Genomic DNA, 16,526 nt, shown 5'->3' on the forward strand with positions numbered 1-16,526 from the left:
TCCCCCTTAACTATCGTTTTAGATTGACTAGTTCTTGTAGAATTTCATCAGACGTCGTAATCACACGAGTGTTTGCCTGAAAACCACGCTGGGATGTAATCATTTCAGTAAACTCTTCTGATAAGTCAACGTTTGACATTTCTAATGACCCTGCAAATAAACTGCCAACTCCAGCTTCTTGTCCAGGGGTATATAAATCATCAATATCGTTAAACCCATCAGCATCAGTGACGACCCCTGCGTTATCCGTCATTTTGTAAAGGTTTGAACCTGCTTTCTCCAACCCTTCAGCATTTGAGAATTTAGCAAGTTGTATTTGTCCTGCAATTTCGGCTTGTCCATCAGAACTAACATAGTTAACACTACCGTCTCCGCCGACACTAAAACTTTGAGCATCTTCTGGTATTTGTACTCTGCCAGTAACAGAATCTGTATCAGGATTATTATCATGATCAATTGAACCAACGAGGTATTGTCCGCTAGAGTTGACGATGTAACCATCATCATCTAAATAAAAGTTTCCGGCTCTTGTAAAACTTACATCATCCGTTTCTAAACTTATAAAATCTGTATCCCCTTCAGTGTTTGTTTTCTCTGCTACTGTAAACATCCCATCTCCCTCAATAGCTAAATCGAGTGGTCTGTTAGTCGTTTGGCGGTTACCTTGTGTATGAATGTTGTCGATGCTTCCAGCTGTAGTACCTAATCCAACTTGCATTGGGTTCTGACCACCTGTTACAGGGCCGTCCCCATCTTCAATTGGTCCAGTTGCGCCTTGCATCGTTTGACTCATTAAATCTGAGAACGTTAACCGTCCTTTTTTGTAACCAAAGGTATTTACGTTTGCGATATTATTTGAAACAACGTCTAATTTTGATTGAAAACCTTTCATTCCGGAAATTCCGGTATACATTGAACGTAACATAATTAATCTTGCTCCTTTCCTATTTGTGTACTGTATCGGTCGGTCAACAGTACTTAGGCTTCCTTTCGGTCCAGCCTACTCATTTTGTAAAATAATTGTTCCATTTACGTTAGTGATTAATTGACTATTTTGTCGATCCATCGCTGTTACAACAGTGTTGTTTTTTGTATTAGCCACTAACACCGCATCTTTTAAGATAATCGCGGAATCTGTCACACCTTTTTGCTTTGCTTCATTCATTTTTTCACTAATTTCATTCCACATCTGATCATTAATGACGATGTTGCGCTCATTTAATCTCTTTTGCGCGTGTTTACTGACTTTGACATCTTGTGTTGCTTGATCTAGTACGCTTTTAAAAGATGTTTTTACATCGTTTTGTTTAGGTGCTTTTTTAGTTGGTGTTAATGGTAATTGCTGATGATGCAACGGATTTATTTTATGATTCACCGTTTGTCACCTCTTCTTCGTTAGGTGCTACTTCTAATTGAAAAATGTTATCAGCACTTACAACATCTCCGTTTTCTAATGTAACGAAAATATCTTGACCTTCTTTCTTAACGGATTGGACATTAGCTTGCTTTTCTTCCGTTGTGCCATCGTTTTCTATGGAATAACTAACCTGATTTCCAATTAAATTAGAATATTGAAGGAATGTTGAGTGACTCTGTTCATTAAATAGTTTTTCAAAATTTTGTGCCATATTCGTCGTTTGTTCTAGCTGTGAAAACGTCGCCATCTGAGCTACAAAATCCTGGTCTTTCATCGGGTCCATTGGGTCTTGATTCGTTAACTGTGTCATTAAGATCTTTAAAAAATCATCTTTACCAAGATCTTGACTACCTTCTCGAACTTGGTTTTGATTATTCAAATAAAGGGAAGAATCTACTTTCATCACTACACCTCCTCCTCAAAGAGATAGTCTTTAAAGCTTTTATCAGGTTGATCTTGTTGATCTGATTGGTCAGACTGTCCGTCTTGCTCAGAAGTCTGTTCATCACCAGAATCATCATCCATGAACTGCTGGGTATAATCGGAATCCGGCTGTTCAACCTGTCGCTCAATAGAGACTTGGTTAGGCGAGAACATATGTCTTAATTGTTGTAAGTTCCCTTCTAACATTTCTTTTGCTGCTTGTGATGCAACTGTGATCTTAACGGTCATTTGACCATCCATTTGCAAAAATTTCATCTGCATCTCACCTAGATTTGCAGGTTTAAGCTGAATGGACAATTGTTTCGTACCACCTGACTGAGCAAACCTAGTCGATTGAATAATTTTTTGTAACTGCTCAATCATTTGTTGCTGATTAGAGGTCTGTGATGTCGATTGGTTAGGCCTTGTCATGTGAACAACTAGCTGTTCTTGTCGTGACATTTGCTGGTTTTGATGATTCAGATCAGAATGATTTCCAGTCATATTCATATTTAATCGATTTGGTTGTTGGTCAGTTTGTTTAGGCAACGTCACTCTAAACTCCTGTAACGGCTGATTCGTGTTAAAGACCATTTGCTTAATGGCATTAACAAAATTGGAATTCAGTTGTTGGCCATTTCCTTTGTTAACAGAACCTTCTCCAAGCTTTGTTAATAGGCTATTCCATTTTTGTACCCACTCTTTCGGTAATCGTTGGTCTTCTGAGCTTAATTTGAACTGGTCCAAAGCCGTATTGGTAGTTGTAGTTTTAGATGTTTGTTCCTTCATCAAAGTTTGTAATATTTTTGCTAACATTTGTTTACCTTGATGATGATTAGAATTCAACATTTGCAAATTAGATAATGGTTGTTGGTTATTAGATGGTTGCTCAGTTAAGCCATTTAATAGATAAGTTCCAAATAATTGTAAGCCTTCTTGTTGCCCTTGAAGTTCAAGATCATCAAAGTTGATTGATTGCATAACTTCCATCAATGCCTGTTGACGGTCAACGTTCAATTCCTCAGTCAACTGAGACAAATCTGACAAAATGGATTGCAAAAAATCGTCAGGCAAACCTTCTAAATCACCTTGCTTAAGAGAACTCAATAGCTGGGTTAATTCTTCTGAGATTTGTTTGATCAAGCCCTCATCTACCTCTGATTGACTTGACTGACCTAACACTTCACCAATAACTTGTTGGAATGCATTTGACGAATTAGATGATTGTGCTTTACCTGTATTCATATTAGGCATTTGATTCTTCGTCATAAACATTAAAGGATTCAGCGCCATACTCATGTTTTCACCCCCTTTCAAAGGTCTGATTTAGTTTTACCTGCGATTCATTAATGCATTGGAAAAGACAGCAGCTGTATCAGAATCCATTTGACTTAAAATATTACCTCGTACGTCATCTGGTAAATTGATGAGTAAATCTAAAGCTAACTCTCTTTCCATTTCAATAATGATATCTGAAGCCGCCTCTGGTGCCATCTCCGAATAAGACTTAGTCAACTTAGTTAATGACTCTTCATGATTAGATTCTTGTTGTTGTTCCATCTGGCTTTGAAGCCTATCAATTTCATCTTCTAGATCTGATATAGTCTCATCTTTTTTAGACAACTCAGATTCTAAACTACTTATTTCTGCTTCCTGATCTTTTAATAAAGCTTCTTGATCTACCTCTTGCTCTTGACTTTCACCTTCTTCAGAGTCTTCGTCTATAAAACTAGATACAATTGGGACTTGATTGCCTATTTCCGCAGCTTTCTGAAAAGGATTCACACCCATTACGGTTGCAATGACCATGGCTAATGTTACGGCAAAAATAATAGGGACAATTACCGTAAAGAAGATCCACTGTAGCTTGTTAGGTTTATTCGTTTCTTGATTGATATTGGCCATACCATCACCCATTTGATCTTAAAAATTGTTGGACAGAGACTTCATCTAGCATTTGAGCTTCTTTTTTCTGAACAGCTTTATAATACTCATGTTGTTTTTTAGAAATAATCTTCTCTAGTTTTTTAAACTCCTGGTGAGCTTCAGTTAAACTTTTTTCTTTTTCTTGCAAATTTAATCTAGCTTGATGAACCGTCATCTGTAATGATTCCTCTTTTGACTTTAAAGCTTGTAATTGCTGATTATAGTAAGTTAGGTCACTAGCTTTAACTCGATGTTTTTCTGGTAACCTCAACTTCTCTTCAATCTTTTCCTTTTGTACAAGTAAGTCATATAACTGTTGACCAACTTCACTGAAGTAATCTGCAGCACGATTATACTGCCCATGAGCCCTGTTAAAGTCTGATTCTCTAATCTCTAATAATTTTTCTAATGATTGAATATGACTCATCTTTGCTCACCAACCAAATCAATTAAAGATTCTACGGAAGTTTCTATTTGAGAAAATTCATTCATAGATTGATAGAGAAACTCCATAATCCTTGGCTGATAATAGATTGCTTCATCAATGCTCGATGAGGAACCTTTTTTATAAGCTCCAATTTGAATAAGTTCTTTATTATCTTCGTAAACGGATAGGAGGTTCCTAAGCCGGTTATGAGCTTGCATATGTTCTTGCGAGACTATTTTCGGCATTAGCCGACTGACAGATTTTAAAATATTGATTGCTGGATATTGCCCTTTCTCGGCCAATGAGCGATCGAGTACTAGGTGGCCATCTAATAATCCTCTTACAGCATCGGCAATAGGCTCATCCATATCATCTCCATCAACTAACACGGTATAAAATGCCGTAATACTTCCTGTTTCATTAGACCCTGTTCTCTCAAGTAATTGAGGCAACATGGCAAATACACTTGGTGTGTACCCTTTAGTAGTGGGAGGTTCCCCACTAGCTAAACCAACTTCACGTTGAGCCATCGCAATTCGAGTTAATGAGTCCATCATTAGATTCACATTATAGCCTTGATCTCTAAAATATTCACTAATGGCTGTTGCCGTATAAGCTCCTTTTATTCTCTGGAGTGCAGGTTGATCCGAGGTCGCTACAACAACGACTGATTTAGCTAAACCTTCATCTCCTAATTCGTGTTCGATAAATTCCCTGACTTCTCGCCCACGCTCACCCAATAAAGCAAAGACATTAATGTCAGCATCGCTATTACGAGCAAGCATTCCTAATAACGTACTTTTACCAACACCACTACCTGCAAAAATCCCCATTCGTTGTCCTCTTCCGACTGTCATACAACTATCAATAGCCTTAATACCTGTAGAAAGTTGTTTTTTAATAGGGGGTCTATTTAAAGGGTTTGGCGGTTCTTGGTCAGTATCATAAGTCGTTAAATTGGATGATAAAGTTTGATTATTAATCGGTTCTCCTAAGCCATCGACAACTTTTCCGATTAGTCCTTCACCAACTTTGACTGTTAACGCTTGGTTTGTAGATTCAACTAAAGAACCGGGACCAATTTGATTCGTTTTTTCATAAGGCATTAACAAGACGTGTTCGTTTTGAAAGCCAACTACTTCAGCTTTAATCTTTTTGGTATTTTTACCGTGTTGAATGAAACAGACGTCTCCGATATTAACTTCAGGACCTTTTGATTCAAGTAATAGGCCGACATTACGGTAAACTTTTCCGTATCTTTTTTTTAAGTTAAAGCTTTCTATAGATTCAAAAACGGCTTGAGTATTCATATATTACTCATCTCCAATAGTTAACTCACCAAGGCATTGTTTAAGTTCATGTAATTGAGTGTCTATACTGGAGTCAATGATGCCGTATGGTGACTCAACCACACAACTATGAGTGGTTATTTTGGTATCCGGATAAATAGTAATTTGTGTTTTATTTGGAAAAGTTGCTTCTAAATCCTCACGATAATCGGTTAATAATCCGTATTCATTTGGGTTTACACGAATCGTAACCTCAGGTTGATCAATGACTTCTTCCAATGTTTGTTTGACTATATGTATAAAAGCTTCTGGCTGCTCGAAGATCGTTTTATTTAAGATTTTTTCGGATGACTTTATTGCAATCTCTAAAATATCTTGTTCTGCTTGTGAAAGTTTTTCGCGATAGTCACTTTGCATCTGAGCAACCAGTTGTTGAGCACTCTCTATCAAATGTTCATATGATTGTTCTGCTTCTTTTTGTCCTTGGTCATAACCTACTTTGTATCCTTCTTCTCTGGCAGAATTCAAAGCTTCTTGCTTGTCATGTTCAAGTTGTTGATAGTTTGAATCAATTTCTTGCTGAGCATCTTCTTTCATTTGTTGAATCTGTTCTCGTGCCTGATTCAGCTCTTCTTTGGCTTGCTGAAGGTAAAGTTCAGCTTGTTCCTCTTCATCGTGAGCTTCCACATCGGGTTGAGGTTCTTCTTTGACAGTTTTTACGGGTTTAACTTGAATAACCTTACCTGGTCTAACGTCATCGTTTAAACGGTAAATATTAGACAATGATATCGTCACCTCCGCCACGGGCTATAACAATTTCGCCCATTTCTTCGAGCTTGCGGATTGTAGCAACAATTCGAGTTTGTGACTCTTCAACATCTTTAAGGCGGACAGGTCCCATAAATTCAATTTCATCTTTAATAGTTTCTGCCATACGATTAGACATGTTTTGATATAACACTTCTTGGACTTCTTCGCTTGCTACTTTAAGCGCAAGTATTAAATCCTCGTTCTCTACATCTCGTATCACACGTTGGATTGCTCGATTATCGAGTGTCACGATATCTTCAAATACAAACATGCGTTTCTTAATTTCTTCTGCTAGCTCTGGGTCTTTTGCTTCCAAATCATCTAAAATCGTACGTTCAGTAGATCGGTCCACACCGTTTAAAATTTGAACAATCGATTCAACACCGCCCGTTTGGGTATAATCTTGTGTAACCGTAGTAGATAATTTTTTCTCTAGTAATGTTTCAACTTCACTTACTACTTCTGGTGAAGCAGAATCCATAACTGCAATTCGTCTAGCTATATCAGATTGAGTTTCTTCTGGTAATTCAGATAAGATTTGCGCTGACTGCTCTGAATCTAAATAAGACAAAACTAATGCAATAGTTTGTGGATGTTCATTTTGTATAAAATTATAGATTTGTCCTGGATCCGATTGTCTAGCAAAATCAAATGGGCGGACTTGTAATGATGAAGTCAATCGCCCAATAATTTGATTAGCTTGATTTTCGCCTAGTGCTTTTTCAAGAACTGTTTTGGCATAATCGATTCCGCCTTGAGAAATATAATCTTGTGCTAAAGCAATCTGATGGAATTGCTCTAATATTTCTTCTTTTTGTGTGCCATTTACTTTTTTTACAGAGGATATTTCTAAAGTTAATTGTTCAATTTCCTCTTCTGTTAAATGTTTATAAACTTGCGCAGAGACATCAGGACCTAAGGAAATTAATAATACAGCTGCCTTTTGTTTACCTGTTAATTCTGTACGTTTCGTGGCCATTTACAATGCCTCCTAATCCTCTGAGATCCATGTTCTTAATAATTTCGCGAATTCCTCTGGATTTTCTTTTGCCATCTTTTCGAGTTGTTTGCGTCTAACTGCTGATTCTGATTGTTCCTCTTCTGTAGGTAGGTCATCTATAACCTCATCAATCATTTGAGTTGCCTCAGTCGAAACCTCTTCTGTCGCAGGTTTCTTTCTTAACATTAAATAGATTAATAGAATGATTAATAGAATCAGTACAGCTCCTACGATGTAAACCCAGGTTGGAATAGCAGGTTCGCTTTGAGTTGTTACTGGTTCATTATTAAACGGTTGAAAAGCAATTGATATTTTGTCTTCAGGGTTAAAAGCTTCATTATTATTAACGACATCTGAGGATACAGATGTTTCAATCATGGATGAAAGAATTGACTGAATATCCTCTTCTACAGCTAATTGTTCGTTATCTGATAACGTCACTTCTTCACCATCAGTTTCTTCAACTGAATTATCAACTGCTACTTGGATTCCAAGGTCTCGTATTTCATAAGGGCTTTCAACGATCTCTCGTCGAATTCGATTAAACTCGTTATTAATTGTTTCTTTTACATTTTCATACTCTGATAATTCATTAGGGTTTTCTTCGGCTAAATATTGTGGAACATCTACTTCTCCTTGTGTAACGTCGCTTCCATCATAACCTGTGTAAGTTTCAGTTACTCGGTCAATGCTAACCGGCAATCCTTCCATATTTTCCAAATCGACTGGTTCCACTAGTTCTTCTACTCGATTTTCAGAAGTTGTATCTACATTAGCTGTTACAGATACAACAACTTTTTGTTGACCAATCATGGAACCTAACAATCGTTGTACACGACGTTGTAAGTCACGTTCTATGTCTCGTTTAATTTGTTGATGTTCTGCGTATGTATTACCACTACCGCTTGAATTTGCCTGTTCTAAATCGTAATACTCTGAGTATTGGTTCATAATTACGATATTTTCAGTCGGTAAATTATCAACTGCCTTAGATACTAAATGATAAAGGCTTTGTATCTCACCTTGCTCAAAACTTTGATTATAACTTGTGTTTAAAACAATAGAAGCAGAGGATTCTTCAGGTTGATCACCTACAAAAACGGACTCTGTCGGTTGATTAATCAACACTTTCGCACCTTCCACACCGTCTATAGTTGTTATTAATTGAGATAATTCGGTTTGAAGGGCATCTCGTTCTATAATCTGTCTCTCCTCATCAGTCATCCCCCAAGAGACATTTGCACTAAAAAACGAAAAATCAATGTCTCCACTATTAGGAATACCTTGAGCAGCAAGCTCTACGACTAAACGATCTGCTTCTTGCTCTGGAACTAGAACAGTTGTACCACCGTTCTCTAGTTCATAATTAACACCTTGATTGTCTAATTCTTCCGTTAGTTGTCCAGCCTCTTCAGGTGATAGATCATTATAAATAGGTACCATGTTGCTTGAAGATAATAAAACCGTGATTAGAATCAGGACGAATATAATCCCTAGAGTCCCACCAATGATACCAATCTTCTGAGGCTTAGTTCTTTCTTTCCAACTATCTACGATTTTATTTTTATATTGTTGTACGGTTTCATTCATCGTAGTCCTCCATTTTCTAACTCACTTCATTGATTATAATTGCATTCTCATAACTTCCTTGTAAGCATCAATGGCTTTACTTTGAATTTGAGTTGCTGTTTGTAAAGAGACGCTCGCCTTTTGTGAAGCAATCATAACTTCATGCAAATCGTTTATTTCACCATTCACTAATGCATTTGTCTTTTGATCTGAAACTTGTTGTGTTTCATTCACTTTGTTTATAGCGTCTTTTAACACATTTGAAAATTGCTCATGCGTTTGACTCGGGGTTACTTGATTTAAAGATTTATTTTGTTGTATTGCCTTAACATCTGAGTTTAAGAATAATGAATTAATTGGATCCATCGCTCATCCTCCTAGCGCCCAATTTCTAAAGCCTTCATCAACATCCCTTTTGAAGCATTCAGTGATGTTACATTTGCTTCATACGTCCTTGTTGTGCTCATCATATTTATCATCTCTTTTAATGGATCAACATTTGGCATTGCAACATAACCCTCTTCATCGGCATCAGGATGATCAGGATTATAGACCTGTTTAAAAGGAGATTGATCCTCCTGGACACCTGAAATCCTAACCCCTTCACCTGCTGAATCAGGTTGTTTCATTGCCTTTTGTAAAAATGAATTAAAATCGCCACCACGAGGTTCTTGTGTAACGACCCTCCTACGGTATGGCTCCCACTCTCCATCTTCATTTTGCCTTGCACGTGTTGTATCAGCATTGGCTAAGTTCGAAGAGATCGTATCCATTTTAAAACGGTTAGCCGTCAATGCACTTCCACTAATATTCATACCGTCAAAAATACTCATTCTTAGTTACCTCCTCTCAACACTTCTTTTAAGGAATTGAACTTTCCATTAATACGCTCAACCAGAGCTTGGTAATATATTTGGTTTTCTGCTAATTCCGTCATTTCTTTATCTAAGTCAACACTGTTTCCGTTATGATTATATGTAACATCATTTCTCGCTGTAATTTGATAATTCTGTCCCTCAGAACCAAATGGTATGTGTTTAGAGTGAGTCCGTTTAGCTTCAATATTATGCTGAGCTTGATTAAGGTGGTTCTTAAATTGAACATCTTTAGCCTTATAATTCGGTGTGTCAGCATTCGATAAATTTTGAGCGATCGTTTTATTCTTAATAGATGAATAGTTTAAACCTTGTTCAAGGTTTGTGATTGTATCACTAAATAACTTCATAAAGTCACCTCTACAACCTGATTTATATATAAAATATCCGAAAATTCTATAAATTTCAACACAATTTACATCTTCATTACATTTTTATGTGTTTATTATTACATAAATCTGGTCTTAATGATAGGTATAAAATAGAAATTTGTCGAATTATCATTCAGTTTTTTGGGTGTTTTATAGTATTTATCCTTGTCATTTTTATCCAAAAACCATAAAAAAAGGCTAGTTTTTCAACTAGCCTTTTGAATCCTAATAATTATTTTATACTGTGTTTTTCTAACTCATAAAGGAATTTAGAATTTAATACTTTGATATAAGTTCCTTTCATACCTAATGAGCGTGATTCAATAACTCCAGCACTCTCTAACTTACGAAGTGCATTGACAATAACTGACCTCGTTATACCAACACGGTCGGCAATTTTACTTGCTACAAGTAATCCTTCATTTCCTTCTAACTCTTCAAAGATATGCTCAATCGCTTCTAATTCACTATATGAAAGGGAATTAATCGCCATTTGTACAACTGCTTTGCTTCTTGCTTCTTCTTCAATTTCTTCTGATTTCTGGTGTAAAATTTCCATACCTACAACTGTTGCAGCGTATTCAGCTAATAAAAGATCATCTTCTTCAAATGATTCTTTTAGACGGCTTAAAATTAACGTCCCTAAACGCTCACCGCCACCAATAATAGGTACTAGTGTTGTTAAACCGCTTTTGAATAGATCTTTGTTTTCTACAGGGAATGCCGTATAAGAACTATTAATATCAATATTTGGAGTCGTTTCATTAATACTAAATAATTGTTGAGTGTACTCCTCTGGAAAACGACGATCCTCTAGCATTTGTTTCATACGCTCGTTTTCAATCTCTTGATTAATCGCAAAACCAAGCAATTTACCTTTACGACTTAACACAAACACATTCGCTGTAATAACGTCACGCATCGTTGCTGACATATCATTGAAATTAACAGCATTTCCTTTCGTTTTTTGTAGCATAGCATTGATTGTTCTTGTTTTCTCTAATAAATTCATTTTTAAATCCTCCTATAGTCGATTATTTAATTTTATAAAATAAACTGAGATAAATCTCTGTTTTTAACAATATCCGATAACTTCTCATTAACATACTGCTGAGTGATTTCTACAGTTTCTAAGTTTATATCTGGTGCTTCAAATGATAAATCCTCAAGTAATTTTTCCATAATTGTATGAAGTCTTCTAGCACCTATATTATCCGTTTCTTGATTCACTTCGAATGCAATCTCAGCGATTCTTCTAATAGCTTCGTCATTAAAGTCTAACTGTATTCCCTCAGCTTCCAATAGTGCAGAGTATTGTTTAATAATGGCATTCGATGGCTCTGTTAAAATATTCACAAAGTCCTCAATCATTAATTTATCAAGCTCCACTCTGATTGGGAATCGTCCTTGAAGTTCAGGAATAAGATCTGAAGGCTTTGCCATGTGAAAAGCGCCAGCTGCAATAAATAGCATATAATCCGTTTTAACAGCTCCGTATTTGGTCATGATTGTAGAACCTTCTATTATTGGAAGGATATCACGTTGCACCCCTTCTCGAGATACATTGGCATGTCCTTCATCTTTCCCACACACTTTATCGATTTCATCAATAAAGATGATTCCTGATTGTTCGGCTTGTTCAATGGCAACTTGATGAATGTCATCCATATCAATTAACTTTTCAGCTTCGATTTGTGTTAGGACCTCTCTTGCCTCACGAACAGGTAAACGTCTCTTCTTTTTCTTTTTAGGCATTAATTGATTAAAGGCATCTTGCATGTTCATGCCCATTTGCTCTATACCCGAACCTTGAAGCATGTCAAACATTGATGATTGCTGTTCTTCAACTTCAATCGTTACCATTCGATCCTCTAATTCGCCATTCTCTAACTGCTGTTTAATTTGTTGCCTTTCATTTTTAACCTCAACTTCGTCCTGATCATCCTGTTGTGTTGTTTCTTGTTCAGGATTATTGAAAAGCATCTCAAAAGGATTTTTCATTTGATTAGAAGATTTCTTTTTTGATGGTACTAATAATTTCACTAGTCGTTTATTAGCATGAAGTCTTGCTTCATCTTGAATTTCTAACATTTTTTCTTCTTTAACCATACGAACGCTAGTATCGACTAAATCTCTTACCATCGATTCGACATCACGCCCGACATACCCAACCTCAGTAAACTTAGTGGCTTCAACTTTAACGAAAGGAGCTCCCACTAACTTTGCTAATCTACGTGCAAGCTCTGTTTTACCTACACCAGTTGGTCCCATCATCAATATGTTTTTAGGTACGATCTCATCTCTAATTTCTTCTGACATTTGCATTCGTCGGTATCTATTTCTTAATGCGACAGCCAATGCTTTTTTTGCATCTCGCTGCCCAATGACGTACTCATCAAGCTTCTCAACCAATTGACGAGGAGTTGCTTTTGTGCTCATCCTTATTCTCCTTTTTCACCTAAAGTTTCTGTAACAATTTGATCATTTGTAAATACACAAATCTCACTAGCAATTTCTAATGCTGCTTTTGAAATGTCTTCGGCTGACTGGTCTGAGCTATAACGCTTTAGAGCACGCCCAGCACTTAGAGCATAATTACCTCCTGAACCAATAGCTAAAATTTCATCGTCTGGTTCAATAACTTCTCCAGTTCCAGACACAAGTAGCACTGTTTCTTGGTTCATTACAATTAGCATCGCTTCTAATTTGCGTAATACTTTGTCGCTACGCCATTCCTTAGCTAACTCAACTGCAGCTCGTTGTAGATTACCACTATATTTTTCAAGATAAGACTCAAATTTCTCAAATAATGTAAAAGCATCAGCAACCGAGCCCGCAAACCCAGCTAATACTTTTCCGTTAAATAGCTTTCTGACTTTTCTTGCCTTGTGCTTCATAACAACTTGATTTCCTAATGTCACTTGGCCATCACCGCTCATGGCAGCCTGACCTTTATGCAAACAAGCAAATATAGTCGTTGCGTGAAATTGTTCTCCCACGTCATATCCTCTCCTATCTATGATCTAGGGTGTGCATTATTGTAAACCTTTTGAAGATAATCTTTCGTGACATGTGTATAAACTTGTGTTGATGATAAGCTCTCATGCCCAAGTAATTCTTGAACCGTTCTCATATCTGCACCTTCATTTAATAAGTGCGTTGCGAACGTATGTCGTAATTTATGGGGATGAATGGATGATGTCAGAGAGGCACGTTTTAACATTTGGTTCAATATGTATCGAACACCTCGGTCTGTAAGAGGTTGACCTCTATGATTCAAAAAAACATCATCTATGTAGTCCTCATTCTGTCTCGATAATTGCTCTCGTCCATCCTTTAAATAGGTCTCAAGCGCGTGTTGGGCGAATGAACCAAAAGGAACATATCGTTCTTTGTTACCTTTACCATGGACTAGGATCGTATTCACAGTGAAATCAATATCAGCACTATTTAGCTTTATTAATTCACTAACACGAATTCCAGTCGCATACAGCAACTCCAATAACGCTTGGTTACGTTGACCTAAAGGAGTCGTAAGGTCTTCTGATTCAAACAATTTCACAAGCTCATCTTCATAAAAGAACTCTGGTATTTTATGGTTAACCTTTGGCATCGTTACATATTGAAACGGATTATAAGAGATTAGCTCTTCTCGCTCCATAAAATTAAAATAAGACCTTAAACTAGATATTTTCCTTGATACCGATCGTCGTGATAAATTCATTTGGTAAAGTTCAGTTAAAAACACACGAATATTCGTGTGATGGACATCTGAAACTTCATGAATCTGCTCCTTATTCAAAAAATCATGGAATTGTTGAATATCTTGTATATATTGATCAATCGTTAAAGGTGAAGCATTTTTTTCAATCGTTAAGAAATGATAAAACGCATCAACGCTTGATGGATAAGCCAATGGTAGTGCTCCTTTCAAAACGATTAAATTTTATCAAACTTTTCAAATTATTTCAACAACTTTCACATCTTTGTCAGAAACGCTTTTTTATTTAATCCAACAATCGATAATTTTATATGAATGAAAATTGTTAGTCAATTTAAATCACTCAACTACACACATCTTTCACAATATAGATACAAAATATTCAATTTATTTCAAAATTCATCGAAAAAATTTAATATCACTTTTTAAACATAACGCTTAATTCTTATTCTTGAAGAAAAAAGGATAGTGTCAACTGAAGACACTATCCTTCCAACAAAAGCTATTGTTGTTCATTTTCTTTATAATCACATTCTGTGCACACAATTTGAGTAGCTTTTTTCTTTTTCTTTTCAACTAGCAGTGATTCACATTTCGGACAAGGGCGATCAATTGGTTTATCCCAGCTAATGAAGTCACAATCAGGGTACTGATCACATCCATAAAATGTACGGCGTTTTTTACTTTTACGCTCGACAACATTACCTTCTTTACATTTCGGACATTTAACACCGATTTCTTTAAGTATCGGCTTTGTATTACGGCAATCGGGGAAGTTAGAACAAGCAAGAAACTTACCATAACGGCCCATTTTATAAACCATTTCGTGACCGCATTTCTCGCATGCAATACCCGCTGGCTCATCCCTGACTTCGACTTTTTCAATTTCTTCTTCGGCTTTTTCTAAACGTTTTTCGAAGTCTTCATAAAAATCACCAATAATCTCGCGCCAATTCTTTTGCCCATCTTCAACGTGGTCTAAATCACTTTCCATGTTGACTGTAAATTCAACGTTTATAATCTCAGGAAAATATTCTTTTAACAAATCAATAACAATTTCTCCGAGTTCAGTTGGAACAAATCGTTTATTATCTAGTGAAACATATCCTCTTCTTTGAATCGTATCTAACGTTGGCGCGTATGTTGATGGACGGCCAATGCCTTTTTCCTCTAGTGTTTTAACTAACCTTGCCTCTGTATATCGCGGAGGCGGCTGAGTGAAGTGTTGATCAGGTTTAATCGTTTTAGCCTCTACAACATCTCCCTCTTTTAAAGGTGGTAACGTTTTATTTTCTTCCTTTTTATTATCATCTGTACCTTCAACATAAAGCTTCATAAAGCCTTTGAATTTAATTTGAGAACCTGACGCACGAAACTCAATGTTTTCGTTGTAAAGATGAGCTGTTACGGTATCTAATACAGCAGGTGCCATTTGACTTGCCATAAAACGTTCCCAGATCAATTTATATAAACGATATTGATCTCTCGATAGCTTATCTTTGATCGATAGCGGGGCTCTTTTCGGTGATGTAGGGCGAATCGCTTCGTGTGCATCTTGAGCGCCTTCACTATTTTTAGCTTTCCGATTACTTCCTATAAACTCACGACCGTATTGATCTAAGATGTAGTCGCTAGCTTCTTTTTTAGCGGTATCTGATATTCGTGTTGAATCAGTACGCATGTAAGTAATTAAACCAGATGTTCCTTCTCTTCCACCTAAATTAATACCTTCATAGAGTTGCTGTGCTACCATCATCGTTTTCTTAGCTCTAAAATTTAACTTACGAAATGCTTCTTGTTGTAACGAAGAAGTGGTAAATGGTAATGCAGGATTTCTTTTGCGTTCTTTTTTATTTACTTCTTTAACTTCAAACTTAACATTTCGCATGGCAGCTTCTTCATCAGACATATTGATTGTCTGATTACCATTTAATTGCTCTAAAGTGTGTTTGACTTCCTCTTCAGTATTTAATGACGTTTTCTTACCATTAATACCGTAAAACTTAGCTTCAAAGTCTTTCTTATCTTTATTAAATTGGCCTGTAATAGACCAGTATTCTTCTGGTACAAAGTTTTTAATTTCATTTTCGCGATCGATAATCATTTTAACCGCAACAGATTGAACACGACCTGCACTTAAACCTTTTTTAATTTTCTTCCATAATAATGGGCTTATGTTATACCCCACTAAACGGTCAAGTACACGTCTAGCCTGTTGTGCATTAACAAGGTCCATATTGATTGTTCTAGGATTTTTAAAAGATGATTTCACAGCCTCTTTCGTAATTTCGTTAAAAACAACACGACACGGTTCATTTTCATTTACATCAAGAGAATGAGCGAGGTGCCAAGCAATAGCTTCCCCTTCGCGGTCAGGGTCGGCTGCTAGATAGACTTTTTTAGCCTTCTTAGCTGATTTTTTCAAATCATTCAATACAGGCCCTTTTCCTCGTATCGTAATATATTTGGGTTCGAAATTATTTTCTACATCAACGGCTATTTGACTTTTCGGTAAGTCAATCACATGTCCCATTGATGCTTTAACAGTGTAATTTTTCCCTAAGTATCGTTCAATTGTTTTAGCTTTAGCTGGTGATTCAACTATGACTAAATAATCTGACATTGACATAATCCTCCTACGAGGTATTTTACTTTAAATAAATCTGTTTCATTATTAAATAAAATACTGTGATTTGTC

The 16,526-nt window shown here is 36.4% G+C and carries 18 protein-coding genes; all 18 read right to left on the reverse strand.

Features of this window, described 5'->3' with window-relative positions:
* Window positions 1-10: 10 nt before the first annotated feature.
* Window positions 11-925, reverse strand: coding sequence for a flagellar basal body rod protein FlgG (gene flgG, locus EDC24_RS04310; RefSeq protein ID WP_124220029.1), 915 nt, complete (start codon window positions 923-925; stop codon window positions 11-13).
* 75 nt (window positions 926-1,000) lie between these two features.
* Window positions 1,001-1,375, reverse strand: a complete 375-nt coding sequence (locus EDC24_RS04315; protein ID WP_124220030.1) for a TIGR02530 family flagellar biosynthesis protein — start codon at window positions 1,373-1,375, stop codon at window positions 1,001-1,003.
* On the reverse strand, window positions 1,365-1,820 hold the full coding sequence (gene flgD / locus EDC24_RS04320; RefSeq protein WP_245997980.1) for a flagellar hook assembly protein FlgD: 456 nt from the start codon (window positions 1,818-1,820) through the stop codon (window positions 1,365-1,367). The genes EDC24_RS04315 and flgD overlap by 11 nt, the downstream gene beginning before the upstream one ends.
* Before the next feature lie 2 nt (window positions 1,821-1,822).
* Window positions 1,823-3,139 (reverse strand): flagellar hook-length control protein FliK, encoded by a 1,317-nt coding sequence (locus EDC24_RS04325; RefSeq protein WP_124220034.1) that lies wholly within the window; start codon window positions 3,137-3,139, stop codon window positions 1,823-1,825.
* 33 nt (window positions 3,140-3,172) lie between these two features.
* Window positions 3,173-3,757, reverse strand: a complete 585-nt coding sequence (locus EDC24_RS04330; RefSeq protein ID WP_170158458.1) for a MotE family protein — start codon at window positions 3,755-3,757, stop codon at window positions 3,173-3,175.
* Window positions 3,750-4,193 carry a flagellar export protein FliJ gene (gene fliJ, locus EDC24_RS04335; protein WP_124220037.1) on the reverse strand — a complete coding sequence of 148 codons (444 nt, stop codon included), beginning with the start codon at window positions 4,191-4,193 and terminating at the stop codon, window positions 3,750-3,752. The genes EDC24_RS04330 and fliJ overlap by 8 nt, the downstream gene beginning before the upstream one ends.
* Window positions 4,190-5,503: a flagellar protein export ATPase FliI gene (gene fliI, locus EDC24_RS04340; RefSeq protein ID WP_124220039.1), complete on the reverse strand. Its 1,314-nt coding sequence runs from the start codon at window positions 5,501-5,503 to the stop codon at window positions 4,190-4,192. The genes fliJ and fliI overlap by 4 nt, the downstream gene beginning before the upstream one ends.
* Before the next feature lie 3 nt (window positions 5,504-5,506).
* On the reverse strand, window positions 5,507-6,265 hold the full coding sequence (gene fliH / locus EDC24_RS04345; protein ID WP_170158459.1) for a flagellar assembly protein FliH: 759 nt from the start codon (window positions 6,263-6,265) through the stop codon (window positions 5,507-5,509).
* Window positions 6,258-7,271 carry a flagellar motor switch protein FliG gene (fliG, locus tag EDC24_RS04350; RefSeq protein WP_124220042.1) on the reverse strand — a complete coding sequence of 338 codons (1,014 nt, stop codon included), beginning with the start codon at window positions 7,269-7,271 and terminating at the stop codon, window positions 6,258-6,260. Before fliG ends, fliH begins: the two co-directional genes overlap by 8 nt.
* A 12-nt stretch (window positions 7,272-7,283) precedes the next feature.
* Complete coding sequence (gene fliF, locus EDC24_RS04355; RefSeq protein WP_124220044.1) at window positions 7,284-8,882, reverse strand: flagellar basal-body MS-ring/collar protein FliF; 1,599 nt, start codon at window positions 8,880-8,882, stop codon at window positions 7,284-7,286.
* 33 nt (window positions 8,883-8,915) lie between these two features.
* Window positions 8,916-9,227, reverse strand: a complete 312-nt coding sequence (fliE, locus tag EDC24_RS04360) for a flagellar hook-basal body complex protein FliE (protein WP_124220046.1) — start codon at window positions 9,225-9,227, stop codon at window positions 8,916-8,918.
* 11 nt (window positions 9,228-9,238) lie between these two features.
* Window positions 9,239-9,694: a flagellar basal body rod protein FlgC gene (gene flgC, locus EDC24_RS04365; protein ID WP_124220047.1), complete on the reverse strand. Its 456-nt coding sequence runs from the start codon at window positions 9,692-9,694 to the stop codon at window positions 9,239-9,241.
* A gap of 2 nt (window positions 9,695-9,696) precedes the next feature.
* A complete protein-coding gene (gene flgB, locus EDC24_RS04370) occupies window positions 9,697-10,086 on the reverse strand; it encodes a flagellar basal body rod protein FlgB (protein WP_124220049.1) in 390 nt (129 codons plus the stop codon).
* Between the two features lie 253 nt (window positions 10,087-10,339).
* Window positions 10,340-11,119 carry a GTP-sensing pleiotropic transcriptional regulator CodY gene (gene codY / locus EDC24_RS04375; protein WP_124220051.1) on the reverse strand — a complete coding sequence of 260 codons (780 nt, stop codon included), beginning with the start codon at window positions 11,117-11,119 and terminating at the stop codon, window positions 10,340-10,342.
* A gap of 32 nt (window positions 11,120-11,151) precedes the next feature.
* A complete protein-coding gene (hslU, locus tag EDC24_RS04380; protein WP_124220053.1) occupies window positions 11,152-12,546 on the reverse strand; it encodes an ATP-dependent protease ATPase subunit HslU in 1,395 nt (464 codons plus the stop codon).
* Window positions 12,547-12,548: 2 nt separating this feature from the next.
* Window positions 12,549-13,106: an ATP-dependent protease subunit HslV gene (gene hslV / locus EDC24_RS04385; RefSeq protein WP_124220055.1), complete on the reverse strand. Its 558-nt coding sequence runs from the start codon at window positions 13,104-13,106 to the stop codon at window positions 12,549-12,551.
* Window positions 13,107-13,123: 17 nt separating this feature from the next.
* Entirely contained in the window at window positions 13,124-14,023 is a 900-nt protein-coding gene (gene xerC, locus EDC24_RS04390) for a tyrosine recombinase XerC (protein WP_124220057.1), read from the reverse strand.
* A gap of 307 nt (window positions 14,024-14,330) precedes the next feature.
* Window positions 14,331-16,451 carry a type I DNA topoisomerase gene (gene topA / locus EDC24_RS04395; protein ID WP_124220059.1) on the reverse strand — a complete coding sequence of 707 codons (2,121 nt, stop codon included), beginning with the start codon at window positions 16,449-16,451 and terminating at the stop codon, window positions 14,331-14,333.
* Between the last annotated feature and the right edge of the window lie 75 nt (window positions 16,452-16,526).

The sequence above is a fragment of the Aquisalibacillus elongatus genome (assembly GCF_003843875.1).
GTDB classification, from domain to species: Bacteria; Bacillota; Bacilli; order Bacillales; family Alkalibacillaceae; genus Aquisalibacillus; species Aquisalibacillus elongatus.